We start from the raw sequence: 13,709 nt of genomic DNA, 5'->3' as shown, positions 1-13,709 counted from the left end.
TGGCTTGTTTAGTTTAGAGAACAGTAAAGCACTGAGTGCCATAACAAAGCCTAAAATAGGGAAGGTCATTGTCCATGGGCGCTCGCTGTAATTATTAAGCCACGCACCTTGCGCTGTGCTTACAACTTTTGCCAACGGATCTGCATGGCTTTGCGTATCAGGCATAGAAACAATTTGGTAGCCATTTATGTTTGCTACCCAAAAACCCGCAGCCGCAAACAGTACAATAAATACCACTAATGCGTAGCGGCCATATTGCGCTGAGCGCTCTGCAACGGCATCTGCTGTACGCAGTTGTAGCCACATGCCAGCATGGGCAATTAACATGGTGATACTAATTAAACCTGCCAGTAGGCCAAATGGGTTGAGTAAGCCAAAAAACGAGCCTTGGTAACTTACACGCAGTAAGTTATCAATGTTAAACGGTACACCTAAAAATAAGTTACCAAATGCCACACCAAATACTAAAGCCGGAATGGCGCTGCCTGCAAACAAACCCCAATCCCAGTTATTACGCCAGCGTTTAGAGTCTATTTTTGAGCGGTAATCAAAACCTAAAGGTCTAAAAAATAGCGCAAACAATACCAGCATCATGGCAAAGTAAAAGCCCGAAAATGCAGCGGCATACACCATAGGCCACGCTGCAAATAAAGCGCCGCCAGCGGTAATAAACCATACTTGATTACCGTCCCAGTGGGCGCCAATGGTGTTTATTACCGTGCGGCGCTCTGAGTCTGTTTTACCAACTAGGCGAAGCAGCATCGCTACGCCCATATCCATGCCATCGGTAATTGCAAAGCCTATTAGCAGTACGCCTATGAGCAACCACCACAGCATTTTTAATGTTTCATAATCAAAAATCATAATTGCTCTCCTGCGTCTTTATCTGCTTTGTTTGGTAACTCAAAGTGATACTTACCTGTATGTAACGAGCTTGGGCCTTGTTTAATAAAGCGCACCATTAACCAACCTTCTACAATGGCAAGGCCAGTGTAAAAAATAATAAACCCAGTTAAGCTAATTAAAATATCGTTTACCGTCAGTGACGAGGTGGCTAAAAAGGTCGGTAATATTTCTGATATAGCCCAAGGCTGGCGACCATATTCGGCAACGATCCAACCAAATTCTATTGCAATCCATGGTAGTGGAATACTTAATACTGCAGCCCACAGTAGCCAACGTTTTTGCTCAATAATACGGTGTGCGTTGTAATAAAATGCCAATACAAATACGGCCAGCATAACTACACCACAGGCCACCATAATCCTAAATGACCAAAACATAGGCCCCACTTTAGGGAACGAGTCTTTAACTGCCATTTGAATGTGCTCTTCTGTGGCATCTACCACATTGGGGGTATAGCGTTTTAGAAGCAAGCCATAACCTAAATCGGCTTTAAGAGAGTCAAATTTAGCTATGTTTTCTTCGCTGTCATCGCCATTTCTTAGTTTTTGGAGGTATTCGTACGCTATCACCCCGTTACGAATGCGTACCTCGTGTTTTTTCTCTAAATCAGAAATACCAATAACTTGCTCATCTAAAGAGCGGGTAGCAATAATACCCAGTGCGTAAGGTATTTTTACTGCTGCATGAGTTACCTGCTCATCTGAGTCAGGAAAACCAAGCGCGGTAAACGCAGCAGGTGCTTCTTCGGTGTGCCACTCAGCTTCTATTGTTGCTAGTTTTACTTTTTGAACTTCGCCTACCTCGTAGCCTGATTCGTCACCTAATAAAATGACACACAGTATAGATGCTAAACCAAAGCCCGATGCCACCGAGAACGAGCGCTTAGCAAAGGCTAAATCGCGACCTTTCAATATGTACCAACTACTAATGCCCAGTACAAACATAGAAGCGGCTACGTAACCNCCTGCCGATACCGTATGAATAAACTTAACCTGCGCCACAGGGTTAAATACAAGCTCTGCAAAGCTGGTCATTTCCATGCGCATGGTTTGATAGTTAAACTCTGCCCCTACCGGATTTTGCATCCACCCGTTAGCAATTAATATCCACAGCGCCGACATATTAGTACCTAGCGCCATTAAAAATGTAGCGCCCAAATGTTGGCGTTTAGTTAACCTATCCCAGCCTAAAAAGAACATGCCCACAAAGGTCGATTCTAAAAAGAATGCCATTAAGCCTTCAATAGCGAGCGGGGCGCCAAATACATCGCCTACGTAATGCGAGTAATAAGACCAGTTAGTACCAAACTCAAACTCCATGGTCAGGCCCGTTGCCACCCCAATAGCAAAGTTAATACCAAATAACTTTCCCCAAAATTTAGTCATATCACGATAAATTTCGCGACCGGTCATAACATAAACCGATTCCATAATAACTAAAATCCAGGTCATACCTATGGTTAAAGGCACGAATAAGAAATGGAAGAGTGCGGTAACAGCAAACTGCAATCGCGATAGATCCACAAAGGTTTCATCTATCATTTTTGGCTCCTTGAGGGTGACGGGTTAACAAGGCAATTAATAATTGGCAAAGTTAAAATTAATGAACTTTCAGTAATTACTGAAAGTTTGGAATATTATTTACGTTTGCACAATTTTTGTCAATAAACATATTAGAAAAAGTTAATATATATTCACCATGCTACATCAGTATGAAATACAAACAATCGTTTGGTACTAAATTAGTTACAAATAATCGTTAATTTAAAGCGTTTAACCAAACATTAAAACACGGTAAACTAACCGCTATGAACGCCTGATAAATAAAGTCGAATGAATAAAGAGAAAAAACAACTACGTATTGGTATTGTGGCAGGTGAGCTGTCGGGCGATATTTTAGGCGAAGGCTTAATTAAAGCACTTAAAACGCACTTTCCAGATGCCATATTTGAAGGCATTGCAGGGCCAAAAATGCAGGCGCAAGGCTGTAAAACGCTTTACGACATGGACGAGCTCTCGGTAATGGGGCTGGTTGAAGTATTAGGGCGTTTACCGCGTTTACTTAAAATACGTAAGCAGCTGGTGCAGCACTTTAAAGATAACCCACCCGATGTATTTATTGGTATTGATGCGCCCGATTTTAACCTACGGGTAGAAAAGCCTTTAAAAGATGCCGGTATTAAAACCATTCAATACGTAAGCCCGTCGGTTTGGGCATGGCGCGAAAAACGCATTCATACCATTAGTGCTGCCACAAATTTAGTGCTTGCTTTGCTGCCGTTTGAAAAAGAATTTTACGATAAGCACCAAGTACCGTGTACATTTGTAGGGCACACCTTAGCTGACGATATAGCGCTTGAGCACGACGATAGCCAAGCCCGCCAAGAACTTGGCCTAAATACCGACGACAAAGTACTGGCTTTACTGCCAGGTAGCCGTGGCTCAGAAGTAGGCTTACTCAGCGAAACCTATATAAAAACAGCTGCACAGTTACAAGCGCAAAACCCAGATCTTAAAATAGTGGTGCCGCTGGTTAACGAAAAACGCAAAGCGCAATTTAGTGAAATTTTAAATGCCACTGCGCCAAATTTAAATGTAAACCTACTCGATGGTCAGTCAAAACTAGCCATGCAAGCAGCCGATGCCATTTTACTTGCATCAGGCACAGCAACACTCGAAGGCATGCTGTATAAAAAGCCTATGGTGGTGGGTTATAAAATTAAGCCAATGAGTTATTGGATTTTTAAAACCTTGTTTACCTTTAACATTAAATATTTTTCACTGCCAAACTTATTAGCCGATGAAGAACTAGTGCCGGAGTTTTTACAAAGTGAATGTAACGTGGCTAATTTAACGGGCGCACTTACGCCTATGCTAAATACCGATAATAAAGAACTAAAAGCACGTTTTTTAGCCATCCACGAAAAAATTAGATTAAATGCCAGCAAACAAGCAGCCAAGGCTGTGGCGGAGTTAATAAATGCAAATTGAACGACCCAACGTAACCTTAATTGCCGGTGTAGATGAAGTAGGGCGTGGCCCGCTTGTCGGCGATGTTGTTACCGCTGCGGTAATACTTGACCCAGCTAATCCTATTGCAGGTTTAACTGATTCTAAAAAGCTAACCGACAAAAAGCGCCAAGCACTGGCTATAGAAATAAAACAAAAAGCGCTGTGTTATGCCATTGGTCGTTGTAGCCCATCAGAAATTGACGAGTTAAACATTTTGCATGCAACTATGCTTGCAATGACACGTGCAGTTGAGGGGTTAAGTACGCAACCAGAGTTTGTATTTGTAGATGGTAACCGCTTACCTAAATTAGCTATGCCGGCTCAAGCAGTTGTTAAAGGCGACAGTTTAGTGGCTGAAANCAGCCTCTATTTTAGCCAAAGTAGCGCGTGATGATGAAATGCTTGAGCTTGATACACGCTACCCGCAATACGGGTTCGCAGGGCACAAAGGGTACCCAACTAAAGCACATTTTGCAGCGCTTGAGCAATACGGCGCTATTGATGAGCACCGTAAAAGCTTTAAGCCGGTACAACGTGTGCTAATGCAAGCAAAGGGCGAGGCATAAATAATGGCTGCTCCAGATTTTGTACATTTACGGGTTCACTCAGACTTTTCAATGGTCGATGGCTTAGCTAAAACCAAGCCTATTGTTGCTAAAGCGCAAGAGCTTGAAATGCCAGCGCTGGCAATTACCGATCAAATGAACTTTTGTGGTTTAGTGCGTTTTTATGGCGCAACCCACAGTGCTGGTATTAAACCCATAGTGGGAGCCGATTTTTGGCTGCGCTGCCCAGAGTTTCCAGATGAGCCAAGCCGTATTACGTTGCTAGCTAATAACAACGACGGTTATAAAAATATTACCTTATTAATATCTGAAGCTTACCAACGCGGGCATATATTTCATCGCCCAGTGATTGACCGAGAATGGCTAGTTAAGCACAAAGAAGGGCTTATTATTCTCTCAGGCGCAAAAGATGGTGACTTAGGTAAGGCCTTATTAAAAAATAACCCAGGCGTTATTGAATCTGTAGTGAGCTTTTATAAGCAGCATTTTAGCGATCATTACTATTTAGAGCTTATTCGCACCGACCGTCCGCTTGAAGAAGACTACCTGCATATGGCAGTAGAGCTTGCAGCAAAAGAGCAGCTGCCCGTTGTTGCCACAAACGAAGTGGTTTTTTTAAAGCCCGAAAATTTTGAAGCGCACGAAATTCGTGTGGCTATTTTTGACGGTTACACCCTTGATGATAAACGCCGCCCTAAACGATTCTCACAAGAGCAATACCTAAAAACGCCTGAGCAAATGGCCGAGCTATTTAGCGATATTCCTGAAGCGCTGCAAAATACGGTAGAAATAGCCAAACGCTGTAACGTAACGGTGCAACTAGGCACTTACTTTTTGCCTGATTACCCAACAGGCTCGTTAAAAATTGAAGACTTTTTAGTTAAGGTTTCAGAAGATGGCCTTGAAGAGCGCCTGCAGTTTTTATTCCCCGATGAACAAGAGCGACAAGAAAAACGAGGCGAATACGACGAGCGCTTAAAAGTAGAACTTGGTGTAATTAACCAAATGGGTTTTCCAGGCTACTTCTTAATCGTAATGGAGTTTATTCAGTGGAGTAAAGATAACAATATTCCAGTGGGGCCAGGGCGTGGTTCGGGTGCGGGTTCATTAGTGGCGTATGCCCTAAAAATTACCGACCTTGATCCGCTTGAATTTGACCTACTCTTTGAGCGATTCCTAAACCCTGAACGTGTATCAATGCCCGATTTCGATGTCGATTTTTGTATGGACAGGCGTGATGAGGTAATTGACCATGTATCGGCATTGTATGGGCGGGACGCGGTATCACAAATTATTACCTTTGGTACCATGGCTGCAAAAGCGGTAATACGCGATGTAGGGCGTGTACTTGGCCACCCTTATGGTTTTGTTGATCGTATTTCTAAGCTGATCCCAGGGGATCCCGGCATGACGCTTGCCAAAGCGTTTGAAGTAGAGCCGCGTTTACAAGAAGCCTACGATGGCGACTCAGAGGTAAAAGATTTAATCGATATGTGTCGCATCCTAGAAGGGTGTACACGTAATGCCGGTAAACACGCCGGTGGTGTTGTAATATCGCCGACAACCATTACCGACTTTGCTGCACTTTATTGCGATGACGAAGGTAAGTTTCCGGTAACACAGTTTGATAAAAACGACGTAGAAACCGCAGGCCTAGTTAAGTTCGATTTCTTGGGCTTACGTACCTTGACCATTTTGCAGTGGGCTGTGGATATGACCAACGAGCGCATGAAGCGCGAAGGCAAAGCGCCCGTTGATATAAATACCATTCCACTGGATGATAAAAAAAGTATAGAGCTATTACTGCGCGCCGAAACAACCGCGGTATTCCAGCTAGAATCGCGCGGCATGAAAGACCTCGTACGCCGATTAAAGCCCGATTGCTTTGAAGATATGATTGCATTGGTAGCCTTGTTCCGCCCAGGCCCACTGCAATCAGGCATGGTAGATAACTTCATCGACCGTAAGCTTGGCCGAGAAGAAATTTCATACCCAGATGCCCAATACCAACACGAAAGCTTAAAGCCCATACTTGAGCCTACTTACGGCATTATTTTGTACCAAGAACAAGTAATGCAAATTGCCCAAGTACTAGCAGGCTATACGCTTGGTGGCGCCGACATGCTACGTCGTGCAATGGGTAAGAAAAAACCCGAAGAAATGGCCAAGCAGCGTTCAACCTTTGAAGAAGGCGCACGCAATAATGGTATAGACGGCGAACTGGCAATTAAAATTTTCGACCTGGTAGAAAAATTCGCAGGTTATGGTTTTAATAAATCTCACTCGGCAGCGTATGCACTGGTTTCGTACCAAACGCTGTGGATGAAAACGCACCATCCGGCAGAATTTATGGCTGCGGNGCGGTAATGTCGGCCGATATGGATAACACCGACAAAATAGTAATCTTGGTGGATGAATGTGAAAACATGAAGCTCACCTTATTACCCCCTGATGTAAACGCCGGAGAATTTAAGTTTACGGTAAACCTGCAAGGTGAAATTGTTTACGGTATTGGTGCTATTAAAGGTGTAGGTGAAGCGCCGGTAGAGGCCATTTTAGAAGCGCGCGCAAAAGGCGGCCCATTTAAAGATTTATTTGATTTTTGTGCCCGTGTAGATTTAAAACGCTTAAATAAACGTGTAACCGAAAAATTAATTTACGCCGGTGCACTTGATCAACTCGGGCCAGAGAAAACCCAAGCAGGGCGTGCAACATTACTGGCAAGTTTAAAAGATGCCATGCGCGCTGCCGATCAGCACAACAAAGCTGAGCAACTTGGGCAAAGCGATTTATTTGGCTTACTGGCCACCGAGCCTGATGAAGTTGAGCAAGCCTTTATTAAAGCCACGCCGCTTACCGATAACCAATGGCTTGATGGCGAAAAAGACACGCTAGGCCTTTATTTAACAGGGCATCCGATAAATCAGTATCGCCGCGAACTTAGACATTACACCAGCGGCAAGCTGGTGGATTTACAGCCAACAAATCGTGATGTACTCTCTACGGCGGCGGGTTTAGTTATTTCAGCGCGGACCTTAATTAATAAAAAAGGAAATCGTTGGGGCTTAATAACTTTAGATGACAAGAGCGCCCGTATTGATGTACGCTTGTTTCCTGAACAGTTCGAAATGTACCAAGAAATGCTTCAAGTAAACAATATCTTGGTAATATCTGGACAGGTCAGCTTTGATAACTTCTCCGGTGGCATTACAATGACCGCCAGAGAAATAAACACCATTGCTCAAGCGCGTGAAAAACGCATTAAAGCGATTAAAATGACGCTGAACATGGTGCAAATCGAGGCAGGTTTCTTCGATAAATTACAAAAAGTACTCGAACCTTATAAAATGGGAACGTGTCCGATCAAGGTTTATTACCAGCGCCCCGATGCGTTGGCTCAATTAACCCTAGGGATCGAATGGTGTGTTACGCCGAGCGACGACTTAATTCATAAGTTATCACTCATGGCGGCACAAGATGTAGAACTAGAATTTAACTGATTAGGTAGTTTAGAGCATGAGCCTCAATTATCTTGATTTTGAGCTTCCGATTGCAGAATTAGAAGCAAAAATTGAAGAATTACAAAGCATAAGCCGCGCTGGCGAATTAGACCTTGAGTTAGAAGAGGAAGTCAGCAAATTAAAAGAAAAAAGCGCTAAGCAAAAAGAGGAAATATTCTCAAATTTAGGCGCTTGGCAAGTATCGCAGTTAGCGCGTCATCCGTTGCGTCCTTACACTCGAGATTATATCGAGCGCATTTTCACGGAATTTGACGAGTTTGCAGGCGATCGTACTTTTGCTAACGATCCGGCTATTTTAGGCGGTGTTGCACGTTTAGATGGCGAACCAGTAATGGTGATTGGTCAGCAAAAAGGGCGCGATACAGCTGAAAAAATTAAACGTAACTTTGGTATGCCAAAACCAGAAGGCTACCGCAAAGCGCTACGTTTAATGGAAATGGCCGAGCGTTTTAAAATGCCAATTATGACCTTTATCGACACCCCAGGGGCATACCCAGGTGTGGGCGCTGAAGAGCGCGGTCAGTCTGAGGCAATTGCACGTAACCTAAAAGTAATGGCGGCACTTAAAGTACCCACAATTTGTACGGTTATTGGCGAAGGCGGCTCTGGTGGTGCATTAGCCATTGGTGTTGGCGACAGAGTGAACATGTTGCAATACAGCACGTACTCAGTAATTTCGCCAGAAGGCTGTGCTTCAATTTTATGGAAAAGCGCCGATAAAGCACCACTTGCCGCAGAGGCAATGGGTGTAACAGCAGAGCGCGTTAAAGAGCTTGATTTAATTAATAACTTAGTTGAAGAGCCTTTAGGCGGCGCACACCGCAATTACGATGCAATGGCACGTAACTTAAAAACACGTTTAAAACGTGACCTTGCTGACTTACAAGCGCTATCGCTTGAAGATATGCTTGATCAACGTTACAAACGTTTAATGTCGTTTGGTTACTGCTAATTAGCTAACCAACGCATTTATTGTTAAAAAAGGCCGCTTATGCGGCTTTTTTGTTTTAAAATACTGCAAACATTAAATTTATAGCGTATCCATGCAAGCATCACCTATTTATCAGCACGTTAAACACGCCCTTGAGCACTTTTTTAAGCACCAGCAGTATAACTTTACGGTGGCGCTTTCGGGTGGCGTGGATTCGGTGGTATTGCTTCATATAATGCACTTATTAAAACAAGCGCAACCAAAGCTAAACGTAAACGCGATTTATGTTAATCATGGTTTAAGCCAATACGCGAATGACTGGCAGCGCTTTTGCCAAAACTTGTGCGCTGAGCTAAATGTACCGTTTAATGCCGCGCAGGTAACAATAAACCCAAAAACACGAACAAGCCTTGAAGCGCAGGCACGTGAGGCGCGTTACAAAGCACTTGATGAGCTAAGCCCCGCGGGCAGTGTTATTTTGTTGGGTCAGCATTTAAACGATCAAATAGAAACGTTTTTACTGCGGTTAAAGCGCGGCTCTGGCTTAAAAGGGTTAGGCGCAATGCAAAAAATGCGTGAATTACAAAGCGGGCGAATATGCTACAGGCCGCTTTTAAACATAACGCGCAGTGATATAGAGCACTTTGCCACAGAGTTTAATATTACGCACATAACTGATGACTCAAATACCGATGAGCGTTTTGATCGTAACTTTTTACGTGCACGTGTAGTGCCTTTACTTGCAAAGCGTTTTAAAGGTTTTGAGCACTGTGCTGGGCGCAGCATTGAGTTACTACAGCAACAACAGGCGCTACTTGATGAGTACACTGAACTTGATTTAAAACAAAGCGTAAACGCCCATCAAGCACTGAGCGTTAGCCAACTAACCACCTACAGCGACGTGCGCATAACCAATGTGGTTCGTGCATGGCTTAGCTTATTTACTCAAGTAATGCCTTCACAAAAGCAACTTTTGCAAATAATTAACCAAGCCATAAATGCGCAGGCAGATGCGCAAATGCAAGTTGATTTAAGCGAGGGGCAAATACGACGCCATCAAGGGTATTTGTATTTTGTTACACCACACACATTATTAGCCGATGAAGCGCTAACGAGCAATGAGCTTGCGCTTAATGATGGGCGCGTATTAATAAAGCAACAAGGTAAAGGCCTACGTGCCCCACTGCTAAACGAGCAAGTCACCGTGCGCTTTAATTGTAATAGTGCGCGTATAAAGCCGTTAAAAAAGCCAGGCAGCAATACGCTTAAACACTGGTTTAAAGATGCAAAAGTAGCCCCGTGGTTAAGGGAGCGCGTGCCTTTAATCTTTTATAACGACGAGCTTGTGCAAGTTGTTGGTTATTTTGTAAGTGAAAAACACCAAGACGAAAACGGCATTTTTTGGGAGTGTAAATAAATGAAAGATCAACCACATGTAGGCTTATCGCTAGTTAGCAAAGCGCCAATGGGTATGTTAATAACTGCGTTAGTTGCTGTTATAGCCAATGTATTACTAGAGCTTAATATTATTACATTAGGATATGCCGTTGTGGGCGGGGTGGTATCGGCGGTATTACTACTTGCCTACTGGTTAGGTAAAGGCGGGTTATTTTTTATTTTAGGCGTAAGTTTACCATTGGTTTTAGTGTTATTTACCCCGCTTGCAAGCATAACAGCATTGCTTAATTTAGTGAGCGGCTTCTTTTTTGGCTTTTGTACAGCCTTGTTTGTTTATAAATTACTGGCTAATAAATAATTAATTTGTAATAAAAAAGCTTAGCGGGGGAAGCTAAGCTTTTATGAATAATAGAGTTATATAAATACTAATATGCTTTTGCACAGTTGCGCCCAGAGGCTTTTGCCTTATATAAGCCTTTATCGGCTCTAGCAAATATTGCTGTTTCGCAATCTTGGCTATTGGCTAGGGTAAAGCCAATGCTGGTGGTTACTTTGTATTTAGACATTAAACTTGAGTTTCTGACTAAGTGCATAATGCGCTCAGCAACCACTTTGTTCGTTGTAAACTCGGGGTCTTCAATAATCAGCGAAAACTCATCGCCACCAAATCTAAATACAGAGTCGGTGCCGCGTATACTGCTGCAAAGTACCTGCGAAAATTCTTTTAAAACATCGTCACCTACTTTATGACCATAGTTGTCGTTTACTTGCTTAAAGTTATCTAAATCAAGCAGCATTAAACTAAAAGGGCGCTGGTAACGGCGGCAGTTTTCGAGCTTTTGCGATAACATGTCATTAAATTGGCTACGGTTATTTAACCCAGTGAGCGCATCTTTTGTGGCAAGTTTTAACACTCGGCTGTACATCATTGCGTTACGCAGTGGGTACACAAGGGCGCTGTGAAGGGCACGTAATTTGTTTTCAATCGCTTTACTAATAGGGTATTGGCTAAAGTAAATTAGCTGTCCTAAGTGCTCGCGACCAATAGCTAAATCGTAAGAATACGGGCTAGTGTTCGTGTTGCTATCTGAGGTTTGTGCAGTGCCGAGCGTTGATTGAAACTGCAGCCCTGAAAAGTTAAGTAGTTGTTTGGCAAATTTTGCATAAATAGCCAATACATCTTCTATTACTAGGCTTCTTTGTAGCTCGGTAACTAAGTCGTGCGTTGCCGCTGTTTCGTTTGTGTGTGTTTGCTCTGCCGAAAACGGCAAAAAATCGCCGCGCCCAGACACGCGTTGTGTCAAAATATGGACATTTTCCATTAAAATCTTCCCCCAGGGTGTTACTTTGCAATAACTAAGCTATTTTTATGCCATATTTTAAAATTGCTTGATAAACATATGGTTGCTATATTTAAAGTTCATTCCGTAGTTTAATTGACGCTGGAGGCCGAATTTGCAAAGTATAAACGCTCAAATTTTTGGCTTGTTAGTGGCGGNGCTTGCGCAATCTCACGAAATAGAGTTTATTGCTGAGCTGGGCATCGTATTTTTATTGTTTAGTTTAGGGCTCGAGTTTTCTATATCGCGGCTAATGGCCATGCGCAATATTGTGTTTGGACTGGGCTCGTTACAAGTTGGTGTTACCAGCTTGCTCTTCATTATTATTTTATATTGCTTAAATTTTAGCTTACTCACTAGCTTTACCATTGGCACAATTATGGCGCTTTCTTCAACCGCGGTGGTGGTTAAGCTATTAAAAGAAACTGGCGAACTAAACCAGCGCCGTGGGCAACTGGCGGTGGGCGTATTACTGTTTCAAGATATTGCAGTTGTGCCCTTACTTATTATTTTGCCGCTGTTTGCCTCAAGCGATTCGCAAAGTATTAGTTGGGCGCTGGCATTTGCGCTTACAAAAGGCGCGTTTGTGTGCTTATTACTGTGGGCGATTGGTAAATGGGTGCTGCCTAAAGTATTTAAAGAAATAGCGCAGGTACGAACCGATGAGCTGTTTGTACTTACCACAATTTTGGTGGCGTTATTTGCCGGCTTTTTAACTTACATGTTTGGTTTATCAATGGCGCTTGGGGCATTTTTAGCCGGCATGATGCTAGGAGAGAGCCATTACCGCCATCAGCTAGAGGCTGATATTAGGCCATTTCGCGATATTTTAATGGGGCTGTTTTTTGTAACTGTGGGGATGCAGCTCGATATTTTATTTGTGCTTTCGCATGGTTTTGTAATTATTGGCGCGTTATTTGGCTTGTTAATATTAAAAATTACCGTGCTGGCATTAAGTGCCAGATTAATGCATGAGCGCAATCAAGACTCGCTAGCCTGCGGCGTTATGCTGTGGCAAATGGGAGAATTTGGGTTTGTGCTTATTGCTTTGGCAGGTCAGCATGAGTTGCTCAATTCAGAGCAAGCGTCGTTTTTAATTGCCTTAGGGGTGCTTTCGATGGCGCTAACCCCGTTTTTAATTGATAAAACCCCACTAATTTTAAAGCAATTAGGTATTTTAGATCACCCCAGTATGGCGAGGGAGAGCGAGCCTAAAAGTAGCACCTTATATAACGATCACGTGGTTATTTGTGGCTTTTCACGCGTAGGACAAACTATAGCGCGATTTTTAAAACCCGAAGCCATAGATTACGTTGCCATAGAAAGTAACCCTATTTTAGTACAAGAGGGCAAAGCTGCAGGTGAGCCAGTAATATTTGGCTATGTAAAACAAAAAGATATTTTAAAGTGCGCAGGGGTAGAGCGAGCACGCTTAGTGATAATTACCTTTACAGAGCTTGAGCATGCCCACGTGGTAATAGACGCTATAAAGCAACTTGCGCCCAACGTTAAAATACTAATAAGAACCCGCGACGACAGCCAATTAAACAACTTAAAAGAGTTGGGTGTTACTGAGGTGGTGCCTGAGTCGTTAGAGGCAAGCTTAATGTTGGTTTCGCATGTGTTGTCGATGTCGGGTGTACCGATGACACGTATTGTGCGCCGTGTTAGTAAAGAGCGCCGTAATCGCTACCCGCTTATGCAAAGTTTTTACGCCGGTTACTTTAAAGATAATGAAGAAACCTCCTCTGAGCGCTTAGAATATCTACACGTAGTCGCGTTGCCAGATCAAGCCTATGCGGTGGATAAAACAATAGACGAGCTTAACTTATCTAAACGCCGCGTGACTGTAAAAGCTTTGCGCCGAGAGGGGCAAGAAATAGACGACCCATCAACCAGCACCACATTGTGCGCAAACGATGTATTGGTATTGCAAGGTAAGCCTAGGCGGGTAGAGCGAGTAGAGCATTACCTACTCGATGGGCTTGAATAAAAAATGCATTTGATGTTTTTTACTGACATAGATGCAAGTTATT

At 43.2% G+C, this 13,709-nt stretch carries 8 protein-coding genes and 2 pseudogenes; 7 read left to right on the top strand and 3 right to left on the bottom strand.

The window, feature by feature from the left end:
• Together cydB and L650_RS0120435 are read right to left on the bottom strand one after the other, a co-directional pair.
• Window positions 1–864, bottom strand: an 864-nt coding sequence (cydB, locus tag L650_RS0120440) for a cytochrome d ubiquinol oxidase subunit II (protein ID WP_029774235.1), incomplete at its 3' end; no start/stop codon positions are given.
• Window positions 861–2,447: a cytochrome ubiquinol oxidase subunit I gene (locus L650_RS0120435; RefSeq protein ID WP_029774234.1), complete on the bottom strand. Its 1,587-nt coding sequence runs from the start codon at window positions 2,445–2,447 to the stop codon at window positions 861–863. The genes L650_RS0120435 and cydB, both read right to left, overlap by 4 nt.
• Window positions 2,448–2,738: 291 nt before the next feature.
• Between L650_RS0120435 and lpxB the strand changes: the two genes are divergently transcribed.
• From lpxB to L650_RS0120405, 6 genes and pseudogenes are all read left to right on the top strand, one after another.
• Window positions 2,739–3,896 carry a lipid-A-disaccharide synthase gene (gene lpxB / locus L650_RS0120430; protein WP_029774233.1) on the top strand — a complete coding sequence of 386 codons (1,158 nt, stop codon included), beginning with the start codon at window positions 2,739–2,741 and terminating at the stop codon, window positions 3,894–3,896.
• Window positions 3,886–4,483: pseudogene (gene rnhB / locus L650_RS0120425) on the top strand (ribonuclease HII). The gene lpxB and the pseudogene rnhB overlap by 11 nt, the downstream one beginning before the upstream one ends.
• A 3-nt stretch (window positions 4,484–4,486) precedes the next feature.
• A pseudogene (gene dnaE / locus L650_RS0120420) lies at window positions 4,487–7,983 on the top strand (DNA polymerase III subunit alpha).
• A 16-nt stretch (window positions 7,984–7,999) separates the two neighbouring features.
• Window positions 8,000–8,956: an acetyl-CoA carboxylase carboxyl transferase subunit alpha gene (accA, locus tag L650_RS0120415; protein WP_004586940.1), complete on the top strand. Its 957-nt coding sequence runs from the start codon at window positions 8,000–8,002 to the stop codon at window positions 8,954–8,956.
• 91 nt (window positions 8,957–9,047) lie between these two features.
• Window positions 9,048–10,352: a tRNA lysidine(34) synthetase TilS gene (gene tilS, locus L650_RS0120410; RefSeq protein WP_029774232.1), complete on the top strand. Its 1,305-nt coding sequence runs from the start codon at window positions 9,048–9,050 to the stop codon at window positions 10,350–10,352.
• Complete coding sequence (locus L650_RS0120405) at window positions 10,353–10,691, top strand: hypothetical protein (RefSeq protein WP_029774231.1); 339 nt, start codon at window positions 10,353–10,355, stop codon at window positions 10,689–10,691.
• Between the two features lie 67 nt (window positions 10,692–10,758).
• Here the strand turns inward: L650_RS0120405 and L650_RS0120400 are convergent, their stop codons facing one another.
• Window positions 10,759–11,655 (bottom strand): GGDEF domain-containing protein, encoded by an 897-nt coding sequence (locus tag L650_RS0120400; protein ID WP_029774230.1) that lies wholly within the window; start codon window positions 11,653–11,655, stop codon window positions 10,759–10,761.
• Between the two features lie 133 nt (window positions 11,656–11,788).
• On the opposite strand from L650_RS0120400, the gene L650_RS0120395 reads away from it, so the two are divergent.
• The gene (locus L650_RS0120395; protein WP_085065541.1) at window positions 11,789–13,666 is read left to right on the top strand and encodes a cation:proton antiporter; all 1,878 of its coding nucleotides are present in this window, start codon (window positions 11,789–11,791) and stop codon (window positions 13,664–13,666) included.
• Window positions 13,667–13,709: the final 43 nt, after the last annotated feature.

The organism is Pseudoalteromonas sp. TB51, assembly GCF_000498055.1.
In the GTDB taxonomy this organism is placed as follows: domain Bacteria; phylum Pseudomonadota; class Gammaproteobacteria; order Enterobacterales; family Alteromonadaceae; genus Pseudoalteromonas; species Pseudoalteromonas atlantica.
Note: the sequence above shows the minus strand (reverse complement) of the source record. Positions and strands in the feature narration are given on the sequence as shown.